Source organism: Oceanicola sp. D3 (assembly GCF_006351965.1).
Taxonomy (GTDB): domain Bacteria; phylum Pseudomonadota; class Alphaproteobacteria; order Rhodobacterales; family Rhodobacteraceae; genus Vannielia.
This window is the reverse complement of sequence record NZ_CP040932.1, coordinates 1,083,385-1,107,719: the sequence shown is the minus strand read 5'-3', so window position 1 is coordinate 1,107,719 and position 24,335 is coordinate 1,083,385. Positions and strand designations below refer to the sequence as shown.

General features: G+C 65.0%; 19 protein-coding genes. 9 read left to right on the top strand and 10 right to left on the bottom strand.

Annotated features, from left to right (window positions below; translation table 11 throughout):
• Window position 1 precedes the first annotated feature (1 nt).
• Window positions 2-4,441 carry a translocation/assembly module TamB domain-containing protein gene (locus FHY55_RS05650; protein WP_140013253.1) on the top strand — a complete coding sequence of 1,480 codons (4,440 nt, stop codon included), beginning with the start codon at window positions 2-4 and terminating at the stop codon, window positions 4,439-4,441.
• A 114-nt stretch (window positions 4,442-4,555) separates the two neighbouring features.
• Here FHY55_RS05650 and FHY55_RS05645 read toward each other — a convergent pair whose 3' ends face one another.
• Together FHY55_RS05645 and FHY55_RS05640 are read right to left on the bottom strand one after the other, a co-directional pair.
• The gene (locus tag FHY55_RS05645) at window positions 4,556-7,069 is read right to left on the bottom strand and encodes an FAD-dependent oxidoreductase (RefSeq protein WP_140013252.1); all 2,514 of its coding nucleotides are present in this window, start codon (window positions 7,067-7,069) and stop codon (window positions 4,556-4,558) included.
• A gap of 174 nt (window positions 7,070-7,243) precedes the next feature.
• Entirely contained in the window at window positions 7,244-8,230 is a 987-nt protein-coding gene (locus FHY55_RS05640) for a D-glycerate dehydrogenase (RefSeq protein WP_140016016.1), read from the bottom strand.
• 103 nt (window positions 8,231-8,333) lie between these two features.
• Here FHY55_RS05640 and FHY55_RS05635 point away from each other — a divergent pair, with 103 nt between their 5' ends.
• Entirely contained in the window at window positions 8,334-8,867 is a 534-nt protein-coding gene (locus FHY55_RS05635) for an SH3 domain-containing protein (RefSeq protein WP_140016015.1), read from the top strand.
• Between the two features lie 10 nt (window positions 8,868-8,877).
• On the opposite strand, the gene FHY55_RS05630 is transcribed toward FHY55_RS05635, so the two are convergent.
• Genes FHY55_RS05630 through hisC form a run of 3 tightly spaced genes read right to left on the bottom strand, consistent with a single transcriptional unit; the run spans window position 8,878 to window position 11,818 of the window.
• Window positions 8,878-9,831 carry an extensin family protein gene (locus tag FHY55_RS05630; protein ID WP_140013251.1) on the bottom strand — a complete coding sequence of 318 codons (954 nt, stop codon included), beginning with the start codon at window positions 9,829-9,831 and terminating at the stop codon, window positions 8,878-8,880.
• Window positions 9,828-10,739: a prephenate/arogenate dehydrogenase family protein gene (locus FHY55_RS05625; protein ID WP_140013250.1), complete on the bottom strand. Its 912-nt coding sequence runs from the start codon at window positions 10,737-10,739 to the stop codon at window positions 9,828-9,830. The genes FHY55_RS05630 and FHY55_RS05625 overlap by 4 nt, the downstream gene beginning before the upstream one ends.
• Entirely contained in the window at window positions 10,736-11,818 is a 1,083-nt protein-coding gene (hisC, locus tag FHY55_RS05620) for a histidinol-phosphate transaminase (RefSeq protein WP_140013249.1), read from the bottom strand. Before hisC ends, FHY55_RS05625 begins: the two co-directional genes overlap by 4 nt.
• Before the next feature lie 237 nt (window positions 11,819-12,055).
• Here hisC and FHY55_RS05615 point away from each other — a divergent pair, with 237 nt between their 5' ends.
• Entirely contained in the window at window positions 12,056-13,498 is a 1,443-nt protein-coding gene (locus tag FHY55_RS05615; RefSeq protein ID WP_140013248.1) for a hypothetical protein, read from the top strand.
• Between the two features lie 31 nt (window positions 13,499-13,529).
• Here FHY55_RS05615 and FHY55_RS05610 read toward each other — a convergent pair whose 3' ends face one another.
• Entirely contained in the window at window positions 13,530-14,048 is a 519-nt protein-coding gene (locus FHY55_RS05610; RefSeq protein WP_371707703.1) for a TIGR00645 family protein, read from the bottom strand.
• Window positions 14,049-14,272: 224 nt separating this feature from the next.
• Window positions 14,273-15,688, bottom strand: a complete 1,416-nt coding sequence (locus FHY55_RS05605) for a homospermidine synthase (RefSeq protein WP_371707405.1) — start codon at window positions 15,686-15,688, stop codon at window positions 14,273-14,275.
• Between the two features lie 220 nt (window positions 15,689-15,908).
• Here FHY55_RS05605 and FHY55_RS05600 point away from each other — a divergent pair, with 220 nt between their 5' ends.
• From FHY55_RS05600 to FHY55_RS05575, 6 genes are all read left to right on the top strand, one after another.
• Window positions 15,909-16,766: a DUF4394 domain-containing protein gene (locus FHY55_RS05600; RefSeq protein WP_140013245.1), complete on the top strand. Its 858-nt coding sequence runs from the start codon at window positions 15,909-15,911 to the stop codon at window positions 16,764-16,766.
• A gap of 110 nt (window positions 16,767-16,876) precedes the next feature.
• The gene (locus FHY55_RS05595; RefSeq protein ID WP_168222941.1) at window positions 16,877-17,929 is read left to right on the top strand and encodes a DUF4123 domain-containing protein; all 1,053 of its coding nucleotides are present in this window, start codon (window positions 16,877-16,879) and stop codon (window positions 17,927-17,929) included.
• Window positions 17,926-18,897 carry a hypothetical protein gene (locus FHY55_RS05590; RefSeq protein WP_140013243.1) on the top strand — a complete coding sequence of 324 codons (972 nt, stop codon included), beginning with the start codon at window positions 17,926-17,928 and terminating at the stop codon, window positions 18,895-18,897. The genes FHY55_RS05595 and FHY55_RS05590 overlap by 4 nt, the downstream gene beginning before the upstream one ends.
• A gap of 1 nt (window position 18,898) precedes the next feature.
• On the top strand, window positions 18,899-19,273 hold the full coding sequence (locus FHY55_RS05585; RefSeq protein WP_140013242.1) for a hypothetical protein: 375 nt from the start codon (window positions 18,899-18,901) through the stop codon (window positions 19,271-19,273).
• A 285-nt stretch (window positions 19,274-19,558) separates the two neighbouring features.
• Window positions 19,559-20,251 carry a hypothetical protein gene (locus FHY55_RS05580; RefSeq protein ID WP_140013241.1) on the top strand — a complete coding sequence of 231 codons (693 nt, stop codon included), beginning with the start codon at window positions 19,559-19,561 and terminating at the stop codon, window positions 20,249-20,251.
• Window positions 20,252-20,299: 48 nt separating this feature from the next.
• Window positions 20,300-21,202 carry a hypothetical protein gene (locus FHY55_RS05575; protein ID WP_140013240.1) on the top strand — a complete coding sequence of 301 codons (903 nt, stop codon included), beginning with the start codon at window positions 20,300-20,302 and terminating at the stop codon, window positions 21,200-21,202.
• Between the two features lie 114 nt (window positions 21,203-21,316).
• Here FHY55_RS05575 and rpsD read toward each other — a convergent pair whose 3' ends face one another.
• The 3 genes from rpsD to FHY55_RS05560 all read right to left on the bottom strand — a co-directional run bounded on the left by rpsD (window position 21,317) and on the right by FHY55_RS05560 (window position 24,287).
• Entirely contained in the window at window positions 21,317-21,937 is a 621-nt protein-coding gene (gene rpsD / locus FHY55_RS05570; protein WP_140013239.1) for a 30S ribosomal protein S4, read from the bottom strand.
• Window positions 21,938-22,112: 175 nt separating this feature from the next.
• Window positions 22,113-23,240, bottom strand: coding sequence for a Hint domain-containing protein (locus tag FHY55_RS05565; protein WP_140013238.1), 1,128 nt, complete (start codon window positions 23,238-23,240; stop codon window positions 22,113-22,115).
• Between the two features lie 132 nt (window positions 23,241-23,372).
• Window positions 23,373-24,287: a lipid A-modifier LpxR family protein gene (locus FHY55_RS05560; protein WP_140013237.1), complete on the bottom strand. Its 915-nt coding sequence runs from the start codon at window positions 24,285-24,287 to the stop codon at window positions 23,373-23,375.
• Between the last annotated feature and the right edge of the window lie 48 nt (window positions 24,288-24,335).

Here is a 24,335-nt window from a genome sequence, read left to right as displayed (position 1 = left end):
GATGCGCACATTTGTTCTCTGCCTCCTCCTCCTGATCGCCCCGCTCACTGCCGCAGCGCAGGAAAGCGCCTCTGAAGAGGCCGACAAGGGGTATCTGACCAACCTTCTGCAAGACGTACTTTCTGACGCCGGTCGCCAAGTGGTGATTGATGGGTTTCAGGGCGCGCTGTCCTCCCGCGCCACGATTGATAGCATCACCATCGAGGATGATGCGGGCGCATGGCTTACCGTCGAGGGCATAGTGCTGGATTGGAACCGCGCCGCACTGCTGCGCGGGCGGCTTGAAGTTTCGGAGTTTTCCGCCGAGCGCATTGTCATGCCGCGTGCGCCGTTGACGGATGATACCCCCTCACCAGAGGCAACGCCTTTCTCGATCCCCGAGCTGCCGGTTTCGGTTGATATTGCCAAGCTGGCCGTGGAACGAGCTGAGCTTGGTGCCGCGCTACTGGGGCAGGATGCGGTGGTGAGCCTCGCGGGCGAGGTGCATCTGGCAGATGGCGGCATCGACGTGGATGTTCAGCTTGATAGGGTAGATGGCAAAGAGGGCGAAATTACCCTCATCGCCGATTATGACCCCGCCGCCGAGCAGGCTGTTGTGAACCTTGTCATGCGCGAGGGGCCAGCAGGCATCGCCGCAGGCATTTTGAACATCCCCGGTGCCCCGGCGCTCGATGTGACGTTGCAGGGCGAGGGCCCAGTGAGTGATCTTGCTTTGCAGTTGGCCGTGCAATCCGATGAGGAGGAACGGCTGGGTGGTACCATCGCACTTGCCGCCAGCGAGGCGGCGGATGCGCCCTTTACCGTCACGGTAGACCTTTCGGGCGATGTCACCCCGCTTTTCGCGCCCGGCTTGCGGGACTTTTTCGGCCAAGACATCAGCCTGCAGGCGCGCGTTGCCCGCGATGCGGATGGCGCGGTTTCCCTTTCCGGCCTGTCGCTGACGGCCCGCACCGCGACGGTGGAGGGTGATTTTCTGTTCTCCGCCTCGGGATGGCCCCGGCGAATGGCCCTGCAATTGGCCCTCTCCGATCCGGCGGGTGCCCCCGTGGTCCTGCCCTTTGGCGGCGGTGACACTTCGGTATCCAGCGCGACGATGCAGCTAAACTACGATGAGGCAAACGGGCGCGGCTTTACCGCCGCGGCAGAGGCAACGGGCGTGCGAACCACGGGATTTGTGGCCGAGAGGATGGAGATCGGCACCGATGGCCGCATCACCTCCGGTGACGCCGAAGAGATTGGCGCGGTCGCGGCCAATGTCACGCTCGACGCGCGGGGCCTCGCCCCGGAAGATGAGGCCCTGGCTCGGGCCATGGGCGAGGCAATCACCGGGCAGTTCACTCTAGCCTATGACGAGGGGCAGCCGCTGCGGATTTCCGGCCTCAACCTGACCGGCGCAGATTTTGGCCTGACCGGCAATGCCACCGTGGACGGGTTGGATACCGACCTTTCAACCGGGGTCGACCTGCAGCTGACCGCCGAAGACCTTGCCCGCTTTGGCCCGCTTGCCGGCGTGGAACTGACCGGCGCGGCGGCGCTTGGGATCACCGGCAATGTGGCCCTTCTTTCGGGCGGATTCGACCTTGGGCTTGCCGGCACAACCAGCGATCTCGCCATCGGGCAAGACGTCGTAGACAGGATGCTGGCCGGGGAAGGCCGGATTGATGTGAGCGTGTCGCGCAACGAAAACGGGATCAGCCTGCGCCGCGCCGAGGCCCGCACCGAACGTGCCGCGATCACCGCTAAAGGCACTGTGGCTACGGCGGTTTCGGCGCTTGATTTTACCGCAGAGCTGCCAAGCCTCGCACCGCTCTTTCCCGAGCAGGAGGCCAGCGGCGCGGCGCGGCTCAGTGGGCGGGTGGCCCTTGCGGGAGCCGAGTTGCAAACCGCCACAGTCGCGGCCCTGCTCACGGATGAGAGCGGCAGCGTCCGCCTGCCGATTGCAGGCGGGCTCGCCCTTTCGGGCGGCACGCTCGACATGAGCTATGGGGCCGAGGAGGGGCGCTGGCGGGTGAATGCGGCGTTCCGCGACTTCGTGACGGAGGGCTACGGGGCAGAGGCCTTCACACTTGAGGGCGCGGGCACGCTGGAGCAAACAGCACGTGGCGGGCTGGCACGCGCCGATGGGGCTCTGGCGCTTTCGGGCGAGGGCTTCACGGCGCAAGACGCTGATATGGCCCGCGCCTTGGGTGAGACGGCCCGGCTGGAAACCACGTTCGACTACGTTGCTGACGGTCCTCTGGCCTTGAGCGAAATCGCCTTCACCTCGGGCGAAACCACGTTGAACGGCGCCGCCACCCTCACCGCCCCCGCAGGCCAAGGGCCTGTTACCTTTGGCGCAACGCTCTTCACCCCCGCCCTATCTCGCTTTGAGGGCCTCGCAGGCCTGCCGCTCACCGGCGCGGCCACCCTTTCTGCCTCCGGCACCTACCGCCCCGGCAATGGCAGCGCGGATATCAGGCTCGATGGCACCACAGAGGGGCTGGGGATTGGCAACACGCGGCTCGACCCGGTGCTTGGCGGCGAGGGGCGGATCGGGGCCGATCTGGCCTATGCCACCAACGCCCCGCTGCGCGTAACCAACCTTTTGGTTGCGCTGGATGAAACCGAAATCACCGGCACCGCAACCTTGGCCCAACCGCTGGGCCAATCTGCGATCACCTATGACCTCACTGCAAACGCCCCTGCCCTGTCGCGCTTCTCCAGCCTTGCGGGGGTGGCACTTTCTGGTGCAACGCAAGCCACCGCCACCGGTCTTTTTGACCCTGGAACCGGCGCGCTCGATCTGGCACTGAACGGCACGGCGCAGCGCCTCGGCACCGGCAATGCCACGGTGGATGGCCTGATCACCGGCAGTTCCAGCTATTCCGCTCAGGTCAGCCGCGCGGATGCGGCGCAGGAGATCACCATCGAAGCGGCCAGCTTTGACGGGCCAAACCTCGACGTCAGCGCCAACGGCACGCCGAGCCGGATCACGCTTGAGGCGCGGTTGGCAAACCTTGGCCTGATCGCGCCTGACTTCGCCGGACTGGCCAGTGCCAGCGGCACTGTCACGAGTGCGGGCGGCACCATCGGGCTCGATATCAACGCCACCGGCCCCGGCGGCACCACGGCGGCAGTGAATGGCACGGTTGTGGGCGACACGGGCAACCTCTCGATCACCGGGCAAGCGCCCCTTGGCCTCGCCAATGCCTTCATCAGCCCGCAGCGGCTGAACGGCCCCGCCACGATTGATCTGCAGCTAAACGGGCCGCTGGCACTGGAAAGCCTCACCGGCACCGTCCGCACCTCGGGCGCGCGCGCTGTTGCGCCTTCGCTTGGCGTGTCATTGGAAAACATCTCCGGCAACGTCATCCTCTCGGGCGGCTCGGCGCGTGTGGAGGTTTCCGCGACCGGCGGACAGGGCGGCGGCATCGCGGTGCTCGGAACGGTTGGCCTGACGTCGCCACAAAGCGCTGATCTCACCCTCAATTTTCAGAGCCTCAACCTGCGCGATCCGCAGCTTTACGACACCTCCGTCAACGGCACCGTCACCCTTGCCGGGCCGCTCGCGGGCGGCGCGGGCATTACGGGGCGGCTGGAGCTTGGGCGCACCGAAATTCGGATCCCGTCGAGCGGGATTTCCGGGGTTGGGGACATCCCCGATATTACCCACGTCGGCGCACCAGCGGCGGTGCGCGCCACGCAGGACCGCGCAGGGCTGAACGAGACCGGCACGGGCACGGGAGGCGAGGCGGCTGGAGGCGGAGGCTTTGCGCTCGACATCACACTCGCCGCGCCCAACCAGGTGTTTGTGCGGGGCCGCGGGCTGGATGCGGAGTTGGGCGGCTCCCTGCGGCTGACCGGCACCACCTCTGAGGTCATCCCCATTGGGGCCTTCGAGCTGGTACGCGGGCGGCTCGACGTGCTCAGCCAGCGGTTTCAGCTGACAGAAGGCACGGCACGCCTGACTGGCTCGTTTGACGCAGATCTGCGGCTCGTCGCCAGCACCGAAACCGACGGCTACACCATCTCTGTTATCCTAGAAGGCTCGCCCTCGGACCCGCAGATCACCTTCACATCCGCGCCCTCCCTGCCGCAGGATGAGATCCTGGCCCAGCTTATCTTCGGGCGCGACCTCACCTCCCTTTCGCCCCTGCAGGCGCTGGAACTCGCGAGCGCTGTTGCCACGCTCGCCGGGCGCGGCGGCGCGGGGATCATGAGCCGTTTGCGCGACCAGTTCGGCCTTGATGATCTGGATGTAAGCCAGAGCGAAGAGGGCAACACCGCCGTGCGTGCGGGCAAGTATATCAGCGATAACGTCTATTCCGACGTGGTGGTGGAGAGCGACGGAACCACAGAGCTGAACCTTAACCTGCAGATCGGCCCGAACGTGAACGTGAAGGGCTCCACCTCATCGGACGGAAACGCGGGCATCGGGATTTTCTTCGAACGCGATTATTGATGGTGGGTCGGAACCCCGCCTACAGGCTGATCTTGCTGTAGGCGGGGCCATTCCACCGCGCCGCATTTAGCCGTCGGCGGGTCGGGCCGGGCCATGCCCGCGAAGGCAATCGCGCTAGCCGTCAACGCGAATGGTCTCATTCTTCGGATCATAGGGGCTGTCTTCCACCACCTCCACGTCCCAGAGCTTGTCCTGCATCTTGACCTTCAGCATGGTGCCCGGCTTCGCCAAGTCAGGCGAGACATAGCCCATGCCGATGCTCTTGCCGAAGGCCACTGAGTAGCCGCCCGAGGTGAGGCGGCCCACCTTCGTGTCGCCGTCATAGAGCGCCTCGCGGCCCCACGGGTCGGCATCATCCGGACCATCCACCAGCACCGTCACGCAGATGGAGCGAATGCCCTTGGCCTCCATCGCCGCCTTGCCGTGGAAGTCCTTGGTCAGGTCCACAAAACGATCCAGCCCCGCTTCGAGCGGCGTGGCATCGCGGCCCAGTTCGGTGCCGAACGCACGGTAGCTCTTTTCCTGCCGCAGCCAGTTTTGTGCACGGGTTCCGACCAGCTTCAGCCCGTGCTTTTTGCCGGCCTTTTCCAGCAGGTCAAAGAGGTAGTTCTGCATTTCGATCGGGTGGTGCAGCTCCCAGCCCAGCTCGCCGGTGTAGGCCACGCGGATCGCGCGCACCGGGCACATGCCCAGCTCGATGTTGCGATAGCTCAACCAAGGGAACCGCTTGTTCGACAGCGCAGTGTCTGGATCAGCGTCCTTGATGATTTCTCTCAGCACATCCCGTGACTTCGGGCCTGCAATTGCAAAGACGCCATATTTTGTTGTGACATCCTCGATGGCGATCCAACCTGTTTCTGCGGCGTGGCGCGCGGACCAGTCCTCCATCGCCTTGCGAAGATAGTCCGCGTCATAGTCGGTCCATGCGCCGGCAGAGACCAGATAGAACTCGTACTGGTTTTCCCTGACAATCGTATACTCAGTCCGGGTCGTTCCGGCGGGGGTCAGCGCGTAGGTGAGGTTGATGCGGCCCACCTTGGGCAGCTTGTTGCAGGTGAACCAGTCAAGGAAGGCCTCGGAGCCCGGGCCATAGAGGCGGTGCTTGGCGAAGGCTGTCGCGTCGATCAGGCCGACACCGTTGCGCACGGCCTCTGCCTCGGCCTTGGCATACTCCCACCAGCCGCCACGGCGGAACGACCGCGCGTCATGGTCGAAGCTCGACGGCGCATCTAGCGGGCCGAAGTAGTTGGGCCGCTCGAAGCCGTTAACGCAGCCAAATTGCGCCCCGCGGGCCTTCATCCGGTCATAGCAAGGCGCGGTGCGCAGCGGGCGGCAGGCTTCGCGCTCTTCGTCCGGGTGGTGCAGGATATAGACGTGCTCGTAGCACTCCTCGTTCTTGCGCGCGGCGTACTCCGTCGTCATCCAGCTGCCGTAGCGCTTGGGGTCGAGGCTCGCCATGTCGATCTCGGCCTCGCCCTCCACCATCATCTGCGCAAGGTAATAGCCGGTGCCGCCAGCGGCGGTGATGCCAAAGGAAAAGCCCTCGGCCAGCCACATGTTGCGCATCCCCGGCGCGGGGCCGACCAGCGGGTTGCCATCGGGGGTGTAACAGATCGGGCCGTTGAAATCGTCTTTCAGGCCAGACTCGGCACAGGAGGGCACACGCTCGGCCATGGCCATGTATTGATCGGCGATCCTGTCGAGATCGAGCGGGAAAAGATCGGCGCGGAAGCTGTCGGGAACGCCGTATTCGAAGCGGGCCGGTGCGCCGTGCTCGTAGATCCCCAAGATCCAACCGCCCCGCTCCTCGCGGGCGTAGGATTCATTGTCGGCATCGCGCACCACGGGGTGCTCGGGGTTGCCCGCCTCGCGCCATTTGACCAGCTCCGGATCCTTGTCCATCACGATGAAGGTGTGTTCGACCGGGATGGCGGGCATCTTGATGCCCAACAGCTTCGCGGTGCGCTGCGCGTGGTTGCCCGAGGCGGTCACGACATGTTCGGCGGTGATGACGACCTGTTCATCGCTTTCAACAAGGTTGCCGCCCTTTTCCACCATCTTGGTGCAGGTGACTTCCCAATGCGTGCCGGTCCATTCGAAGGCATCCGCCTGCATCTTGCGCACGATCTCGACGCCGCGCTGACGGGCGCCCTTGGCCATGGCCTGGGTCACGTCGGCGGGGTTAATGTAGCCATCCTCGGTGTGGTAGATCGCGCCCTTGAGGTCGCCGGTCTCGATCAACGGCCAGCGTTCCTTGATCTGCTCAGGCGTCAGCCACTCGTATTTCACGCCGCAGGTTTCGGCGGTGGAGGCATAGAGCATGTATTCGTCCATGCGCTCTTGCGTCTGGGCCATGCGCAGGTTGCCGACCACGGCGAAACCGGCATTCAGCCCGGTCTCTTCTTCCAGCGTTTTGTAAAAATCGACCGAGTACTGGTGAATGTGCGTAGTGGCGTAGGACATGTTGAACAGCGGCAGCAGCCCGGCGGCGTGCCAGGTCGAGCCCGAAGTCAGCTCATCCCGCTCGATGAGCATCACATCGTCCCAGCCCGCCTTGGCAAGGTGATAGGCAATCGAGGTGCCAACGGCGCCACCGCCGACGACAAGGGCTTTTACATGGGTCTTCATGGGGGCACGCGCTCCGGGCTCAGGTGTCTTGGGCCACTGTCACCAAATCGCGCCGCCCGTGCCATGGGGTTTCGACACCTTGGAGCCAAAAGCGACATTCGGGGGCTGAGACGGCAGGCGCGTGTCGCGCGGGGTGGGCGGGCGGGAGCGTGACATGCGCCTGCCCGGCCCGCCTCAGAGCATCGCGGGCACAACCTGATCGGGCGGGCGGTGGCCATCGGCGAAGGTCTTGATGTTTATCAACACCTTCTCGCCCATCTCCACTCGGCCCTCTTCGGTGGCCGAGCCCATGTGCGGGGTCAGTAGCACGTTGGGCAGCTCGTAGAGCCGCGGGTTGAGCTTTTGGGTTTTGTCGAACACGTCCAGCCCGGCCCCGGCGATCTCGCCCGCGCGCAGCATCCGGGTCAGCGCGTTTTCGTCAATCACCTCCCCGCGTGAGGTGTTCACGATCACCGCAGAGGGCTTGAGCAGTTTGAGCCGCCGCGCGGACAGCAGGTGGAAGGTGGAGGGCGTGTGCGGGCAGTTGACCGAGATCACATCCATCCGGGTGAGCATCTGGTCGAGGCTCTCCCAATAGGTCGCCTGCAGCTCGTCTTCCACCTCGGGGCGCAAACGGCGGCGGTTGTGGTAGTGCACTTGCATGCCGAAGGCAGCGGCCCGGCGGGCCACCGCCTGCCCGATCCGGCCCATGCCGAGAATGCCCAGACGCCGCCCGGCAATCCGCCCGCCGAGGTTGCCTGTGGGCGACCAGCCTTCCCATTTTCCGGCCGTCATGACAGCCGCGCCCTGCGGAATTTTTCGTGTAACTCCAATGATAAGCGCCATCGTCATGTCGGCGGTATCTTCTGTCACCACGCCGGGCGTGTTGCTCACCAGAATGCCGCGCTGCCGGGCGGTTGCCACGTCGATATGGTCAAACCCGGCGCCGAAGTTGGCAATGAGTTTCAGCCGCTCGCCCGCCTGCCCGATCAGGCCGCCATCTATGGTGTCGGTGATGGTGGATACCAGCACATCGGTGTTTTGCATGGCTGCCACCAACTCCTCGCGCGACATCGGGGTATCGCTTTCGCGGAGTTCCACGTCAAAGAGCTCGCTCATCCGTGTTTCGACGGTCTCGGGCAACCGTCGCGTTACGACAACACTCAGCCGCTCTGCGCCCATCTCCTGCATCCTCCCGCTTCTCAAGGACCATCCTTCCGCTAGAGTGTGCGCAAGAAAAGGCGCGACATACAAGCGCCGGATGAGGCAGAAAGTGGTAAGAGCCATGGGGCGGAAGACAGGCGTTTCCCGACACGGTCGGGCCTTTTTTCATTTATTTTTCTGTGCCTTGCTGGGCCTCGCCGTGACCACTGCCGCCCATGCGGCGGATGAGCGCGGGCCGGTGACAAACCTGCCCTTGCCGCGCTTTGTTTCGCTCAAGGCCGATGAGGGCAACGTGCGGCGCGGGCCTTCGCTAAGCCACCGGATCGACTGGGTTTTCACCCGCCGCAACATGCCGCTGGAAGTAACGGCCGAGTTTGGCCATTGGCGCCGCGTGCGCGACCGCGAGGGCGCAGGGGGATGGGTGCATTACTCGCTGCTGTCGGGCGTGCGCACCGCTTTGGTTGAAGATGACATGGCGGCCCTGCGGATGAGGCCCGACGACGAGGCCCCGATCAGCGCGCGGGCCGAAGCGGGCGTTGTGGCGCGGCTGAGCGAATGCAGCGCCGAATGGTGCTGGGTCATCGCCGGGGGCGAACGTGGCTGGGTGCGCAAAACAGCCCTTTGGGGCGTGAAGCGCGAAGAAATTCTGGAATAATTTCAGCGACCTAGCGGCAGTACGAGCCTGAGCGGTAGCGCGCGGTATCAAAGTGAAAATGATCGCGGTGATAGCGGTTGGCATTGGGGCCAAGCACGGTGCCAAACGGCCCGCAGGCGGCCTTGTGCATCACCCGAAGCGCCTTCGCCCACGACTTGGAGCCCCAGCCCTTGAGCACCGATACATAGGTGCCATCGCGCAGGGTGACGCCTGCAATATCAATCGCCCGGCCCTTGGCATGCTCGGAGAGCCGCCCGGATTTGGCGTTGTTGCGGTTGCGGCAGGCGTAATGCGCCACCACCTTGATCTGCTTCACGCCGCCGCCCTTTTTGCCGACGGCGGGCTTCAGCCCCTTTTGCACCCAGCGGTCGAGCGCTTTGGCGGTGCCGCAATCCATCGTCGCCGAGGTCGACAGCGAAACGCCCTGCACCGAGGTGACCTGCACCGGATTGGCGACACCGCAGCCATTGCCGGGCCGCCCGAAGCTGCTGATGGCCTGCCCTTTCACCGAATTGATGCCGCAAACAGAGCCCTTCTTGCGGAACTTTACCTCGGTAAGCGTTGCCTGCTCCTTAACGAGCCGGTCAATGTGCTTGGGCCGGGGCTGCGCCTGAAGCGCCTCGCGGGCCAGCGGGCCACGAATGACGCGCACCGCAGTGAGCTGCTCCGTGGCCGCTGGGGGGCGCGGCTTTGGCTGGTGCCCGGCGAGAGTTGGCGTGCCGAGCACAGGGGCAATCCAGCCCTCAGGACGGGGAAGCGGGCGTCGCTCCGAAACTTCGGGGCCAAGCACCCTGCCTGTGGGTTCGGGCCGCTCTTTTGGGGCAACGCCACGGGTGGAGACCACGGTTTTCGTTTCGGTTTCAACAGCTTCGCCGGGGCGCGGCAGCGGGCGGATGGCGCCGGTGGGCGCATCGGCAAGGGCTGGCGTGGCCGTGAGGAAGAGAGCGAAGGCAAAACGGATCATCGCTTGGCCCCCCGTCCGAAATCGGGCGCGTCCGTATCTTGCCCGGCCTCGATGATGCCTCGGCGGATGGCACGGGTGCGGGTGAAATAATCGTGCAATTGCTCGCCATCGCCGGTGCGGATGGCACGTTGCAGCGCAAAGAGTTCTTCGGTGAAGCGGCCGAGAATTTCCAGCGTAGCTTCCTTGTTGTTCAGGAAAACATCGCGCCACATCGTTGGATCGGAGGCGGCGATGCGGGTGAAATCACGGAAGCCGGCGGCGGAATACTTGATCACTTCACTATCGGTCACGCGGCGCAGATCATCGGCCACGCCCACCATCGTATAGGCGATGAGGTGGGGGCAGTGGGAGGTGACGGCAAGCACGAGATCATGGTGCTCTGGGTCCATCTCATCGACGTAGGCGCCCAGCCCTTCCCAATATTTGCGAAGGTTTGCAGCAGCTTGCGCGTTACCCCCTTCGGGCGGAACGAGTATGGTGAAGCGCTTGTCGAAGAGCTCGGCAAAGCCCGACCGGGGGCCGGAATGCTCGGTGCCTGCCAGCGGGTGACCGGGGATGAAGTGGACGTGATCCGGCAGGTGGGGGGCGACGGCGTCGATCACCGCCTTTTTGACCGAGCCGACATCGGTGAGGGTGCAGCCTTCGGCGAGGTGTGGGGCGATCTCTTTTGTGACCGCTTCCATGGCCCCGACCGGGACGCAGAGCACCACGAGATCGGCACCCTCCACGGCCTCGGCGGCGGTGTCGGTGATGCGATCGCAAAGGTTGATTTCTTTCGCGATTTCGCGGGTTTGCTCGGAGCGGGCGGTGCCGACGATTTCACCCGCGAGGTCGGCGCGGCGGGTGGCGTGGGCCATGGAGCCGGCGATGAGGCCGAGGCCGATGAAAGCGATGCGCTGGTAGATCATACGGCGGCCTTGAAGCTGGTGAGAGCGGCGATGACGGCGCGGCAGTCATCCTCGGTGCCGACGGTGATGCGCAGGGCCTCTGGCAGGCCGTAGCCGCCGACTTGGCGGGTGATAAGCCCTTGATTTCCGAGGTGGTTAAACGCCGCCTCTGCCTCTTCGGCGCTGGAGAAGCGAGCGAGGATGAAATTGGCCGAGGAGGTATCGGACGGGATGCCGATGGCGGCGAGACCGTTGGCGAGGAGGGCGCGGTTGCGGGTGTTTTCGCTGCGGGTTTTCTCTGTAAATTCTGTATCTTGCAGGGCGGCGACGGCACCGGAAATTTGCAGGTTGCTCAGGTTGAAGGGGCCACGGATGCGGGTGAGCGTGTCGATGATCTCTTTGGGGCCGAACCCCCAGCCAACACGCAGCCCGCCAAGGCCGTAGAGCTTGGAAAATGTGCGTGTCATCAAGACGTTATCGCGAGACGCGGCCAGCTCTGCGCCGCCATCGAAGCCTTCGACGAACTCGGCATAGGCCCCGTCGAGCACCAGCAGGCAACCCTTGGGCAACCCATCGGCCAGACGGGCCACCTCATTGCCCCCGATCATGGTGCCGGTGGGGTTGTTCGGGTTGGCGAGGTAGACGATTTTTGTCTTGTCGTTGCAGGCGCTTAGGATGGCATCCACGTCCGCCACGCGCTCGCGTTCCTTGGCCACAACGGGGGTTGCTCCGGCGGCGCGGGCGACGATGGGATAGACCGAAAATCCGTGCTCGGTATAGACGACCTCATCGCCCGGCCCGGCATAGGCCTGGGCGGCGAGGTGGAGGATTTCATCGCTGCCGACGCCGCAGATCAGCTGGTCGGCGGGCAGATCATGTGTTTCGGCGAGCGCATCCCGCAGGATCTTGTGGTCGGTTCCCGGGTAACGGTGCAGTCCTGCGAGCTCGGCGGCAATAGCCTCTGCCACCCGCGGCGAACAGCCGTAGGGGTTTTCGTTGGCGGACAGTTTCAGAGGGTTTTCAACACCTTGGAAGGTGCTCTTGCCGCTCTGGTAGAGGGCAATCTCTGAAATGCCGGGCTGGGGAATGGGTGCAGACATCACTTCCTCCGGTGCGCAGGGTCATAGCAATACCGGGGAAACATGCAAGATCGGAAGGGCTCGGGGGGCGTTAACCGCGAAAGCAGGGGGCAACATCTGATGCACATCCCATGCACATTCCATACCTATTCCGATAATGCATAGCTGTTTTTGGGCAAAACCTTACCGCACCGAGCGCCCTGCCCTTGCGCCCACCGCCTGACCAGATAGCATTGTGGCGCGACAAGACCTGCCGCCATGAAACACGCCGAGAGCATGACGGACAGCCCCGCCGCCTTACCGCCAGAGCAAGAACCCCTCACAGCCCGCCTGATCGGCGCGCTGCTGATTGCCGTGGTCGCGGTGAACCTCGCGCTTGGCCTCGGGCTGGAAACCGGCACCCATGCGTTGGCGGGCGGGTTTGCGGTGATCGTGCTGGCGCTGTTGGCGCCACAGGTGCGTGGCTCGCGCCATGTGTTTCTGACGCTGTCGGTGGGCCTTGCGCTGTGGTGCCTGCTCACCCTGCCCGCGCCCGGTGAGGTGCTTTGGCCAGCACTGGACCGCACCAGCTTTATCATGGCGTTCTTCTGTGCGCTGGCCACGCTGCAACATGTGGCGGCCCGCTCGGCGGCGATTGCGCGGGCGGCTGCCTTTTTGGCGAACCAGCCGCCGGGGCGGCGCTACCTTGCGCTTGCCTCGGGCACGCAGGTGTTTGCGCTGATGCTGAACTACGGCGCGCTTTCGCTGCTGGGCACCATGGCGCAGCGTTCGGCGCAGCAAGAGTCCGACCCGGCAATCCGGGCGCTGCGGGCGCGGCGGATGTTGCAGGGGGCGCAATGCGGCTTTTCCGCCTCTCTCTGCTGGTCGCCGCTGGCCTTTGCCACTGTCATCACAACGGCGCTGGTGCCGGGGGTGAAGCTGGGGACGGTGGTGATGACCGGCATCGGCTCTTCGGTGATCCTCGTCATCATCGGCTGGCTGGTGGACCGGCGGCTCAAGGGCAGCCTGCCTGCGGGCACGGTGGTGCCCAAGCGCAACGAGGCTGCCGCCCATGACACACGCGCGCTCTGGCCGCTGGCCTGGCTGCTGGCAGCGGTGGCGGTGCCTGCGCTGGTGGTGGATGCGATCTGGCATATCCCGCCCTCGCGCACGGTGCTGGGGCTGGTGCCGCTGATCGCCGTGGTCTGGGTGCTGGTGGAGACAACCCGGGGCGGCAAAATGGCGGAACTGGCCGCGCGGGGGCGGGCCTATGCCTTTGGCGACCTGCCCGGGTTTCGCAGCGAGTTGGTGCTGTTGAGCACGGCGGGCTTTATCGGCACCGCAGCGGGTGCCTTGCTGGCGCAGGCACTGGCGGGCACGGGGTTTGACCTTGGCGGGGTGCCCGCGCGGGTGCTGCTGGTTTTGCCGATCGTGCTGATCCCGCTTGCCGGGCAGATCGGGCTCAACCCGATCCTCTTTGTTTCACTCTTCGCGCAGCTCTTGCCCACGCCGGATGAATTGGGCGTGTCGACCATTTCGCTCGTCATGGCGCTCATCAGCGGCTGGACGCTGACCGCCCCCACCTCGCCCTTTACCGCCTCGGTGATGATCGTTTCGCGCTTGGGTGGCGTGAGCCCGCAGGTGGTGGCCTTCAAGTGGAACGGGGTGTTCGTTCTGGCCTCGGCGGTGGCGCTGGGGCTTTGGGTGCAGATCTTGGCGTGAGGGCGTGGTGGGCAGATTGCCCACCCTACTCTCAGCCCTTCTTGGAGCGGGCGGCGAGCCAATCCATCAGGGCCATGAGCACGCCGGAGGTGACGAAAGTGAGGTGGATGACCACCAGCCAGAACAGCTCCTGCTCGCCATAGACGGCATCGGCCTCGTCATTGCCGATTTCCATGAAGCGCTTCAGCAGGTGGATGGCCGAGATGGCGACGATGGAGCCGATCAGCTTCATCTTCAGGCCGGAGAAATCGACCGTGCCCATCCATGCGGGGCGATCCTCTGGGTCGCCGATATCGAGCTTGGAAACGAAGTTTTCGTAGCCCGAGAAGAGCACGATGAGCAGCAGGTTTCCGGCAAGCGAGAGGTCGATCAGGGTGAGGACCACGAGGATCGACTTGTCGGCGGACATGGTGAGCACCTGCGGCGCGTAATAGACCAGCTCGCGCAGGAAGATGAAGGTGAGCATCGCAAGGCAGATCGAGAGGCCGAGATACATCGGCGCCATCAGCCAGCGGGCGTTGAAGAGGCCGCGCTCGATGGTGCGCTCCAGCGGGTGGGTCTCGTCGGGCTTTGGCTCGGGCATGGCGGGGCTCATCAATAGAAACGGCTTGAGGCTTCATAGCCGCGCCGCCCGAAGCGGTGAAGGCGCGAGAGGTCGCAGGCGCGGGTGTGTTGCCCGAGAGACCCGGGGCCGCTCCTTGGGGCCTGTCGGCCCGCCATCGCGCGGGCGAAGAGGGCCTGAAGGGGCCGATGAGCGGCCCGGTGGTCAGGTGGTCAGGTGGCCAGCACGTTGCGGAAGGCCCATGGCACGCTTTCGTCGATGTCTTCGGGGAAGTGCTCCCAGCGGTCCTGAAGCGGGGTCCAGTCGGTGTAATGCGCCTCCACGGGGCCGAGGTAGGGGCGTTGCACCTCAAGGCAGCGGGCGTGGTCCATCTCGTCGGCCTCCACGATCCCGGCTTGCGGGTTTTCCAGCGCCCAGACCATGCCGGCGAGCACCGCGGAGGTGACCTGAAGGCCGGTGGCGTTTTGATAGGGGGCGAGATCGCGGGTTTCCTCGTTCGACAGGCGCGAGCCGAACCAGAGCGCGTTTTTCTCGTGGCCGTAGAGCAGCACGCCGAGTTCGTCGATGCCTTCAACGATCTCATCCTCGGTGAGGATGTGGTGCTTTTCCTGCTGTTTGCCGGAGCCGAACATCTCGTGGAGCGAGAGCACAGCATCGTCGCAGGGGTGGTAGGCGTAGTGGCAGGTGGGCCGGTATTCGGGGTGGTCGCCCTCGCCGACGGTGAAGAAATCGGAGATCGAGATCGCCTCGTTATGGGTGACGAGGAAGCCGAATTGCGGGCCGGGCGTGGGGCACCATGTGTGGACGCGGGTGATGGCACCGGGGCGCTCCAGCCAGATGGCGGCCTTGCAGCCGGTTTCCTGCCGGTGGCCGTTTTCGGGGAACCACGGCTCATGGGTGCCCCAGCCCAGCTCTGCCGGTTGGAAGCCCTCGGCGATGAAGCCCTCGACCGACCATGTGTTGACGAAAACGTTGCGGGGGCGCGGCAGGCGGCGGGCCTGCGTGTCACGCTCGGCGATGTGGACGCCTTGAACGCCGAGGCTTTGCATGAGCTTGGCCCATTGCGCGCGTGTGGTGGGCGCGGGGGCCTCCTTGCCGGTGTCTTTGGCCAGCGTCAGCAGGGCCTCCTTGACGAACCAGCTGACCATGCCGGGATTGGCGCCGCAGCAGTTGACGGCGGTGGGGCCGCCCGGGTTGGCGGCCGCCTCATCGCGCACCGCTTGGCGGAGGGCGTAGTTGGTGCGGGCGGCGTTGTCGCGGTCTTCAAAGTACCAGCCTGCCCACGGCTCGGCCACGGTGTCGATGTAGAGCGCACCGAGTTCGCGGCAGTGCTTCATGATGTCGAGCGAGGAGGTATCGACCGAGAGGTTGACGCAGAAGCCTTTGCCATCGGGAAAGAGGCCCGAGAGCACCTCCTTGTAGTTTTCCGGGGTCAGAGCGGTGTCGATGAAGTTGAGATTGTGCTGGCGCAGGAAGTTGTGTTGACGCGCGTCGGGCTCGATGACGAGGAACTGGTCGGCGTCATATTCGAAGTGGCGCTCGATCAGGGGCCATGTGCCTTTGCCGATGGAGCCGAAGCCGATCATCACGATGGGGCCGTCGATGCGGTGATACACGGGGTGGGACATGGGCAGGCTCCTTCAGGTTGCGCCCCCATGCATGGCAAAACCCGGCGGCGAGGCCAAGGGACCGGTGGAAGTTTCGGCCTTGATGGCGAATTTTGCGCAGGGGGCGTTCACATCGGCGTGATCGGAGCGATGGGCTGAAACTCCGGGCGGCGGGCTTTCGTGTCCTCTTTTGCAAACGCGGGGCACATCGCCCTGTGACACTCAAATCTCAGAGGACTTCATGACCAACACCCTTCTTTCCTCCGCTGCCGTCGTCCTTGCCCTTGGCGCCGCCCCTGCTTTTGCCGCCGGTCACGCTGGCAACATGGGCTATGCCCTGGCCGATGACGGCTCCACGCTGGTGGTGATGGCCGATATCGCCGCGCCCGGCGAGGTGCAGACCTTTGAGCTCGACAAACCGCTGCGCGCAATTGCCTACCGCCCGGTGACCGGCGACCTGCTGGGCTTTGCCGATGGCATGATCGTCACGGTGAACCCCGCTTCGGGCGAGATCAGCGACCTTGGCGCGACCTTTGACGAGAACGCCATGATTGGCGCGGATGGCTATGTGGCCTTTGACTTCAACAACAAGATCGACGCGGTGCGGGCCGTGGGCTCGGACGGGGCGAACCTTGTCTACTTCCCCGAGGGCTTTGGCGACAATGACGAGCGGGCAAACACGGTGAAGCGTTTTACCGACACCGCCTACGGCGAGGGCGATGCCAACGCCGGTGCGACGCCGATGATCTTTGCCAACGCCTACACCAACGCGATTGCGGGCGAGACCGCCGGCTCGACCGCGCAGTTTGCGCTCGACGCGGGCACCGACTCGCTGGTGACGCTGGCCAACAACGACGGCACGCTGGGCACCGTGGGCAAGGTGACCGTGGACGGCGAAGAGGTGGACCTGAGCGCATGGGGCGGGTTTGACATTCTGTCGCCCTCCGAGGGCGAAGATCAGGCCTATGCCGTACTCCAGATGGAAGGCGCCGAAAGCGCTGGCCTCTACGCGATCGACCTCGAAAGCGGCGCGGCGACGATGCTGGCCGACCTCGGCATGGGCGGCTTCTCGGGCTTTGCCGTCAGCCCCGGCATGTAATGTCTCCTGAGGACTGAGCAGGAAGGGCCGCCTGAGAGGGCGGCCCTTGTTTTTGGTCGAGTACAATCATACAAACGACCCTGTGTTGCGAGTAAAGGGTTTGAATCCAAGTGTTTGCTGGCACCTCTGCTGCTTCGGAGTCTGCTCTTTCGTTGCCTTCCCCGCAACTCTCGCCGGGCGTGCCGGTGAGGTTCGAGGGCGTGCAGCCTGTCAACGAGCAGCCGGGAGCTAACCTTTCAAACTACGTGCCCGATGGCCTCGCGGAGCCGTTGTTCGGCGTTTCCGTGACGCAAGCCCGTTCCCGCCCGCAACCGGGCGATATCCCTGCGACAGACTCTGAGCATTGGACCTACGCTGTACTTGATGCCGGCCGGATTCTGCATCTACCCGAACGGCTCGACGGTTCCGGGCTTCGCCACCGCTGCCTGTTCTCGGGCAGATCGCAGCAGGACATGGGCGATGTCGCGCCCTGGCTGGTCGAGCTGGACCCGACCAGCCCGCTGACCCGGGACCTCTTCAGCCGGGGCGAGGCGACACACCACCTGTGGAGTGCATATCCCGGCCTCTTCATTCGCACGCCCGCCCGGTTCGAAATGCTCTGGGCGCACCTGCGCAAATTCACCCGGCTACGGGACGAGAGCGGGCGCTGGCTCTACTTCCGGTTCTGGGAGCCCACGACCTTTTCCACACTGTCGGGCATCGCGCCGAGCGAAGAGCCGTGGCTGGGCCGGTTCTTCGGCAACCACCAGTTTTTCTGGCCCGACTCCGGGCAGGACGGGACGACCTGGTTCGGCTTCTGCCGCCGGGGCGAAGATGAGGTCGCCTCCCCCCTGGTCCTCGGCCCGGTGGTGTTGGCCGCCCTGGAGGCCGCGGTGCGCAGGCGCCGGGAGACCGAGGACGTGAAAGATGTTCGCGCGCGCCTTCGCAGTTCCGCGCCCGAGCTTGACCTTTCGGACGAATTCCTCGCCTCGCTTCGCAGCTGGCTGCAGGCGCGGGGGTTTCGTAGCCACGCGACCCTGCGTCCGGCGATGCACGGGCTGGCGCGCCGCTTTCCCGAGGGCAGCCCCCCCGATCCCGGCCTGCTGGAATTGCTCTCGGATCGACGCAAGGGGGCCGGTCTGCGACTGTGGCACATCGAGAACTGGAAAGGTGGTGGGCGATGAAGCGCCTGGTTCAAGCGGTCGCCGCGATAGTCCTGATCTGCGTTCTGCCCCTGGTGGGGCAGACGGAAAAAACAATGGAGACACCAATGGGGTCAGAGGCCCGGACAAGGTGCGTGGGCCGCTACGCGGTCGATTTGCCGGCAGAATTCGAACCGCGGGCGCTGGAGGCGAGCGTCGGCCTGCCGCGCGCCGTGGCGGTGACCGGGCTTGGGCCCGGCACAGAGCGCGACCTCAGGGCTCATGTCGAGGCCAGGCGCGCCGCCCTGGCCGCCGGTGTCGAGGAGCCCGAGGGCTTCTTCCGGCTGGCCGAAGAACGCAACCAGGGCGGCATGGCCCTTCTGTGGCGCAAGGCCTTCGACCCCGATCTGCCCACCTTCGACCCTGGCAGCGTGGGGTTGGAGGCCTATTACCTTCGCGAAGGGCACATGTTCCGGGCCCGGGTGGATGGCTTCCGTTCGCCCGAGGACCTGGGCCAGCTCGGCGAGGGGCCCGGCCAGCTTGACCTGCCCGAGATCGCGGCAGCCACCCGGCCGCGGGAGAGCACGGGGCTTCCGCCAGGCCCCGGCATCTGCGCGGAGCGGGCTCGGCTCGACATGCCGGTACGGGCCAGCGAGCACGTCACCGCTCGCTTTCATCACCCGTCAGGTCAGGGCGTGATCCTCACCTTCGAGCTGAGCCAGCACGCCAGCCTGCCGGCCCCGCCCTACGCCGACCTTATGACCAGCGCAGCCTCCAAGCCGCGCGAGGTGGCCGGCCTCAAGGGCGAGGAGGCGCGAGAGATCGAAACGGGCCAGGCGCGTGTGCGGTTTGAATTTTCCGGCGTGGCAGGCGAGAGCGTCGGGGAGCCCTCGCGCGCGATCCGTGTGCTGCTCATTGCCGCCGGGCAGCCGGGGCCGGGCGACGGCCTCGCGCAGGAGAATCTGGAGGCGATCTGGGATCGGGCCCTGGACAGCCTGGAGCGCCGCTAACATGCCCGACAGCGCCGTTGCCGGCTGCATCCAGAACATCGTTGCGCCGGTCATATTCATTCCCGGGATCATGGGCAGCCGCCTGCGCAATCAAGACGGCGACATCGTGTGGAATCCGGGCGTTGACACTTGGGAGCAGATCGGGAATGCCTTCGGGCTGGCCCGCCGGTTTGCGGCGGGCAAGCGCCGGCGCATCGTCGGCAGCCCGGACCAATACTTTCGTCGCGACCACGCGTCACCATCGGCGTCTCGCCCAGCCGTCCGCGCCCGACGGCTCGCGTGGCCGCCAACCGAAACCGCGCTCCGCTGCCTCAGTGGCTGCGCGACCGGTTTGCGCGCGGGCGGGCGAACGAACAGCGGGCGCTTCAGGAATTGAATGCGCAACTCAATACAACACCCATTCGGAGACGCTCTGGAACCGTCACGGTGCCGGACGGCCTTTCGGGTGGTCGCATAACCGAGATCAAAGATAGGATCGCAGTGTTTCTTTCACGTCAGATTCAGGCGTAGATGGAAATCGCAAAAGCTCGGGGACTGCCCTATCGCCTGGTGGTCGGAAACCGGACCCATGTGTCACCGACGATCCGCGAGCAGGCCGGCAGGCTGGGCGTGCGCATAGAGATCATCAGGCGGCCCTATCTTGGCCTTGGAGACCCTTAGCATGGACAGGAAAGAGATAACGGCGTGGCTTCGCAAGGAGCTCTTTCCGGCCCTGAAGGCAGAAGGGTTTTCGCAGCGCGATGGGTTGCGGCTCTGGCGGCACCACGAGGACCGGGTCGATATTTGCGAGCTGAGGTTTTTGACGGCAGATCAGGCGTATTTCATCGGCAGCACGCAGGAGTCGCTTTCGGTCGATCTGGGTGGCTTCTTCCGCTTCCTGCCGCGACCGCCGTGGTTGGAGATTCCCGAGAAGGCCGGTCTGCTGCGGCCAAAGACCTACGACGCTCATGTACGCGGCTGCCTCGTGAAGCACCTCGCGCAGGCGAACGGGCCAGATCGGTCCGATGTGTGGCACATTGGCCTTGTCGGGGACCGGTCGGACGCGGTGCTGGATGACCTGCGAGAGACCTGCCTCGCGGATATGCCCGGATGGTTTGACCGCCTAGGCGACTACGAAGACTTGCTGGACGTCCTTCACCATGGTGAAGAGACAGAGGTGCGAGACGGGATTACCAGCTTTGGTCACTTCGGCGCCAAGGGCAGCCCGGCACGTACGCTGCTGATCGCCTACATCGCACGTCACCTCGGAAAGACCCACCTGGCGCGAGAAGCCTTTGAGCGGGCGATCGAGCAGGAAGGCGACGGCCCACTTGCGGTTACCCTGAGAACCGACGTGAACAGCCTGTCCAAGTAAGAGACGGTGGCCCACGCAAGCGGCTTTGGACATGGAGACCCCTGACGGATGACCGGCTCCCTTGGAATGTTTCACTCGGTGGAAGGCACCGGCCTGGCTGACAGGGCCTCGCTATGCAGGTTTGTGCAGGGCCTTCCACCGGGCTTTGCGATCACGAAATTCGGCGAGTCAGAAATTGCCGCCGAACTGGAGGCCTATTCGCAGGAGGCCTTCGCGCAGTTCGCAGCGCATCCCTCGGACTATACTCATTTGCGGATCAAGGGGTTCAAGCTAAACCATTTCACCTCGCCGAACGGAAGCCGGGGTGATTTGCTGGTGCAGCCCACCGCACGCAGCCAGTCGAAGTCTCTCGAGGCGGCCGATCTGGCTTGGGAGGCGCTCATTCCGGATGCTAGGGGTTTTGCCTATCAGTACAGCAGTTACCCTGCGGAGCCGTCGGACCCGCGCTACGGCCGACCGGACAGTGAAAGCCTGAACCGTTTCGGCATGGTCGTTTACGCAGAGGTGCGCGACCCTGAGACCGGGCGCAGCGAGCCGGTGGGAGGGCTCGACGTGAACCTCTTGGGCAAGCTCGATCTCCTTCCTGGGTTGACCTATCGAGCGGCTCTGGGACGCGAGACACTGGCGCATTTCAGGTTGACGCCGGATGAGCTGGCAGCGGTGTGCCATGAGGTCACAGAGGGTGAGGCGGCGGACGGAACGCCGATCTGGCGCGTGCAGGTGCGCCCCGATCCGTGGGATTGGGAGGACAGCCTTGCCAGACAACGCCGCCTGAACCGGCCCGATGTCTTCTTTGACATCGGACCGATGCGGGAAAGATTTGTAGAACCCGTGGTTCTGGCGGACCCTGGGGCTTTCGACAGCATCGACGAGGAGGTGCGGAGCTGGGCGCTTGAGCATTTCCCCGAGCCGGCGACCCGGCGGCTGCGTGCGGCCGGGACTTCGGGCTGAGCGGAGCGAACCAGCACGCAGAGACGCGCCTCGGATGCGATCGACCTGATAGAAACGAAAAAGGGCCGCACCCTGTGGTGCGGCCCTCCTGTCCCTCGAACTTGTCGTTTTGACTTAGTTCTGAGCGTAGAATTCGATGACGAGGTTCGGTTCCATCTGGACCGCGTAGGGCACGTCCGACAGGCCGGGGGTGCGCACGAAGGTGGCGGTCATCTTGGAGTGGTCGGCCTCGATGTACTCGGGCACGTCACGCTCGGGAAGCTGGGTGGCTTCGAGCACGACAGCGAGCTGCTTGGACTTGTCGCGGACCTCGATCACGTCGCCCTCTTTCACACGGTAGGAGGGGATGTTGACGCGCTTGCCGTTCACCTTGACGTGGCCGTGGTTCACGAACTGACGGGCCGCGAAGACGGTGGGCACGAACTTGGCGCGGTACACAACGGCGTCGAGGCGGCGCTCGAGCAGGCCAATGAGAAGCTCGCCGGTGTCACCGCGCAGGCGCTCGGCCTCGGCGAAGATGCGGCGGAACTGCTTTTCGGTCAGGTCGCCGTAGTGGCCCTTCAGCTTTTGCTTGGCGCGGAGCTGCAGGCCGAAGTCGGACATCTTGCCCTTGCGGCGCTGGCCGTGCTGGCCGGGGCCGTATTCGCGGCGGTTGACCGGGGACTTCGGGCGGCCCCAGATGTTTTCGCCCATGCGGCGATCGAGTTTGTACTTGGCAGAGGTGCGTTTGGTCACCGTCTGATCTCCTTCTGTTAAGCGCGCCTCGGGCGCGACGAAGGGCGTTGTCCTTTGCCTTGCGGCTGACAGGGCATCCCCTTGCGGGGGCCACCAACACCAATTGAAACACCGGGGCGCGAACCCCGGTGGATGGCGGGCTTATACAGCCGCTTGTGGCCGAGTCAAGCGTGGCTCAGGCGGCCAGCCCGACATCGTGACGCAGGATCGCCGCCTCGGCGCAGGAGAGGGTGCGACGGGCGGGCGCGCCGTAATCATCCGGGCGCTTGCGCAGCCACGGCAAGCCGTCGAGCAGCCGCTCGCGATCGCCCGCGTCCAGCGTGCCGAAATCGGCCTCGGCGGGGTGAAAACTTTCGGTTTCCACACCATTGGCGAAGAGCACCTGATGACGATCCATCAGGATGTGCACATAGGTGACTTCGGTGAGGTGGTGATCGGTCGTGATGCCGCGCAGGCCGGAGAGGTCGCGCGCGCGCACCAGCACCTCGGGCGTGTTGTAAAGCGCCTGGGCTGCAGGGCCGCGAATGAGCATCCGGTGGTTGGGAGACACCAGCAGGTCGCCATCGGGGATATCGGGCCCCAGCACGCCAGCGCGGATGCGCATGGGCCGCAGTTGCGGCATGGCGAAGAGGCGGGCGCCTGTCATCCGGCGAGCGCCGGACCACATGACCGGCTGGGCGCCATCATCCTTGGTTTGCACCATGTCGCCTTCGCGCAGGTCCTGGACGGCCTTGTAGCCATCGGGGGTGGCAATGCGGGTGCCTGCAGTGAAGCAGATCACCCCGCCCTCTGCTGTCTCTCCGGGGGGCAGCGGCGTTTCGGCGGGCCGGGCGGCGGCGCTGACCCAGAGTTCGGTGCCCTCGGGCGGAACGCGGCCTGCAAACATCAGCAGGCCAGACGCACCGGGGACGGTTTCGATGAAGGTTGCCATCCATGCGTCCTGACCGTCGGTGACGGTGAAGCTGGCGTGGGACAGCAACGCATCCTCTGCGGTGACGGCGGCAATCGCCTCGGCACGGGCGAGCGACCGGCGGGCATCGTCGCCGCGTGTCAGCTCGGCCAGTGCCGTGCTATTGCCGGAAATCATGCGCCGCACCTTGCGTGCCGCGCGTTTGTGAAGGTCTGCCATGCCCGCAGCATCTGCGAGCGAGATCACATCTCCCGGGCCATCGACCCGAGTGAGCGCCCCGCACCAGCGCCATGTCGCACCCGGATGCAGGCTTGTCACCGGCGCGCCGGGATGCCCATCTGTTTCCGTATACGACCAGGGAATGACAAACGTGCCGAGAAAGCCCGTTTTCATGCCTGTATGCCTGCCATTTGTCTCTTATTATTAACAAAGCGTTAACACGGGCAGCACTCTGCCACCAAGAAAAATGTGCAGGGGAGTCAAAGGCGTGGCAGGGGAGTCACGATGTGACCGCCGCGCGGGATGTCAGAAAAACAGCCGAAGTTGCAGCGCGCCGACCATCTGGCCCTCGGTCTGGGCCTCGAACTCTTCGCTGAGGTAGGTCAGGCCGTAGAACAGGCCGTGGTTGTCGCCCTGCCAGTTCATCCCGGCGCGGAGGCGGGTGCGGGTGTCTGTCAGCTCGAAGCCGTCTTCTTCGGGCAGGTATTCTGACGAATAGACCTTGGCCATGTCGCCGCCGATGAGGAAGGACAGGCCCTGATCTTCGCGCGAGCGGATCACCTGATAGAGGTGGCCGGTGGTGATGTCGCGCGCCATCAGCGCCCCGCGCCCGTAGCTGCCGAAGGTGAGATCGGCGCCGACGCGGGCAAAGCTCTCGACCCCTGCCTGCACCTCAAGGAAGGGCCGAAGGCGCGCGTTGCCGAATGCCAGCTCGCGCGACAGCTCGGCGGACAGCGAGGCATAGGCGTTGTTGGGGATCTGGTCGTCCAGCACCTTGGAGCTTTCCAGCCCGAAGGTTTCGTGAATCGTGTTTTGCAGCTCACCCAGCCCGGTTTGCGGGCCGGTGAAGGTCAGATCGAGCCCGGCGCGCAGATCGCTGGCCCCCAGCTTGGAGTAGCTGTGCACGCCAAGGGTGAACGCGCCGACGAAGCGACGATCGTTGACGGCGGGCGCAGTGAGGCTTTCGGGGGCGATCAGCTCGGAGCGCAGGCGAAACTCCAGCAGCTGGCCAAACCGATCCGGCGCGACGCCCTGCCAATCCGGGCCATAGGCGATGGAGATGGTATAGGCCCCGGTGCGCCAGCGGTCATAGCCATCGCCCAGCACGTCATTGGTGAAGAGCCTCCCCCAGCCCAACAAGGCCCGCTCTTCGGCGTGGGCGGGCATGGCAAGCCCGGTGAGGGCGGTCAGGAGGGCCAGAAGGCGGGCAAGAGGTTTCATCGCGCGTTACCTGTTGTCGGAGGTTAGCAGTTTCCATACGCGCAACCA

Bases quoted from the DNA above. Each gene is read 5' to 3' on its own strand.
- FHY55_RS05645 (WP_140013252.1), bottom strand. From the start codon at position 7,069: ATGAAGACCCATGTAAAAGCCCTTGTCGTCGGCGGTGGCGCCGTTGGC.
- FHY55_RS05580 (WP_140013241.1), top strand. From the start codon at position 19,559: ATGGACAGGAAAGAGATAACGGCGTGGCTTCGCAAGGAGCTCTTTCCG.
- FHY55_RS05565 (WP_140013238.1), bottom strand. From the start codon at position 23,240: ATGAAAACGGGCTTTCTCGGCACGTTTGTCATTCCCTGGTCGTATACG.
- hisC (WP_140013249.1), bottom strand. From the start codon at position 11,818: ATGTCTGCACCCATTCCCCAGCCCGGCATTTCAGAGATTGCCCTCTAC.
- FHY55_RS05630 (WP_140013251.1), bottom strand. From the start codon at position 9,831: ATGATCCGTTTTGCCTTCGCTCTCTTCCTCACGGCCACGCCAGCCCTT.
- FHY55_RS05560 (WP_140013237.1), bottom strand. From the start codon at position 24,287: ATGAAACCTCTTGCCCGCCTTCTGGCCCTCCTGACCGCCCTCACCGGG.
- FHY55_RS05640 (WP_140016016.1), bottom strand. From the start codon at position 8,230: ATGGGCGCAGAGCGGCTGAGTGTTGTCGTAACGCGACGGTTGCCCGAG.
- FHY55_RS05590 (WP_140013243.1), top strand. From the start codon at position 17,926: ATGAAGCGCCTGGTTCAAGCGGTCGCCGCGATAGTCCTGATCTGCGTT.
- FHY55_RS05585 (WP_140013242.1), top strand. From the start codon at position 18,899: ATGCCCGACAGCGCCGTTGCCGGCTGCATCCAGAACATCGTTGCGCCG.
- FHY55_RS05650 (WP_140013253.1), top strand. From the start codon at position 2: ATGCGCACATTTGTTCTCTGCCTCCTCCTCCTGATCGCCCCGCTCACT.
- FHY55_RS05625 (WP_140013250.1), bottom strand. From the start codon at position 10,739: ATGATCTACCAGCGCATCGCTTTCATCGGCCTCGGCCTCATCGCCGGC.
- FHY55_RS05605 (WP_371707405.1), bottom strand. From the start codon at position 15,688: ATGTCCCACCCCGTGTATCACCGCATCGACGGCCCCATCGTGATGATC.
- FHY55_RS05600 (WP_140013245.1), top strand. From the start codon at position 15,909: ATGACCAACACCCTTCTTTCCTCCGCTGCCGTCGTCCTTGCCCTTGGC.
- FHY55_RS05635 (WP_140016015.1), top strand. From the start codon at position 8,334: ATGGGGCGGAAGACAGGCGTTTCCCGACACGGTCGGGCCTTTTTTCAT.
- FHY55_RS05575 (WP_140013240.1), top strand. From the start codon at position 20,300: ATGACCGGCTCCCTTGGAATGTTTCACTCGGTGGAAGGCACCGGCCTG.
- FHY55_RS05615 (WP_140013248.1), top strand. From the start codon at position 12,056: ATGAAACACGCCGAGAGCATGACGGACAGCCCCGCCGCCTTACCGCCA.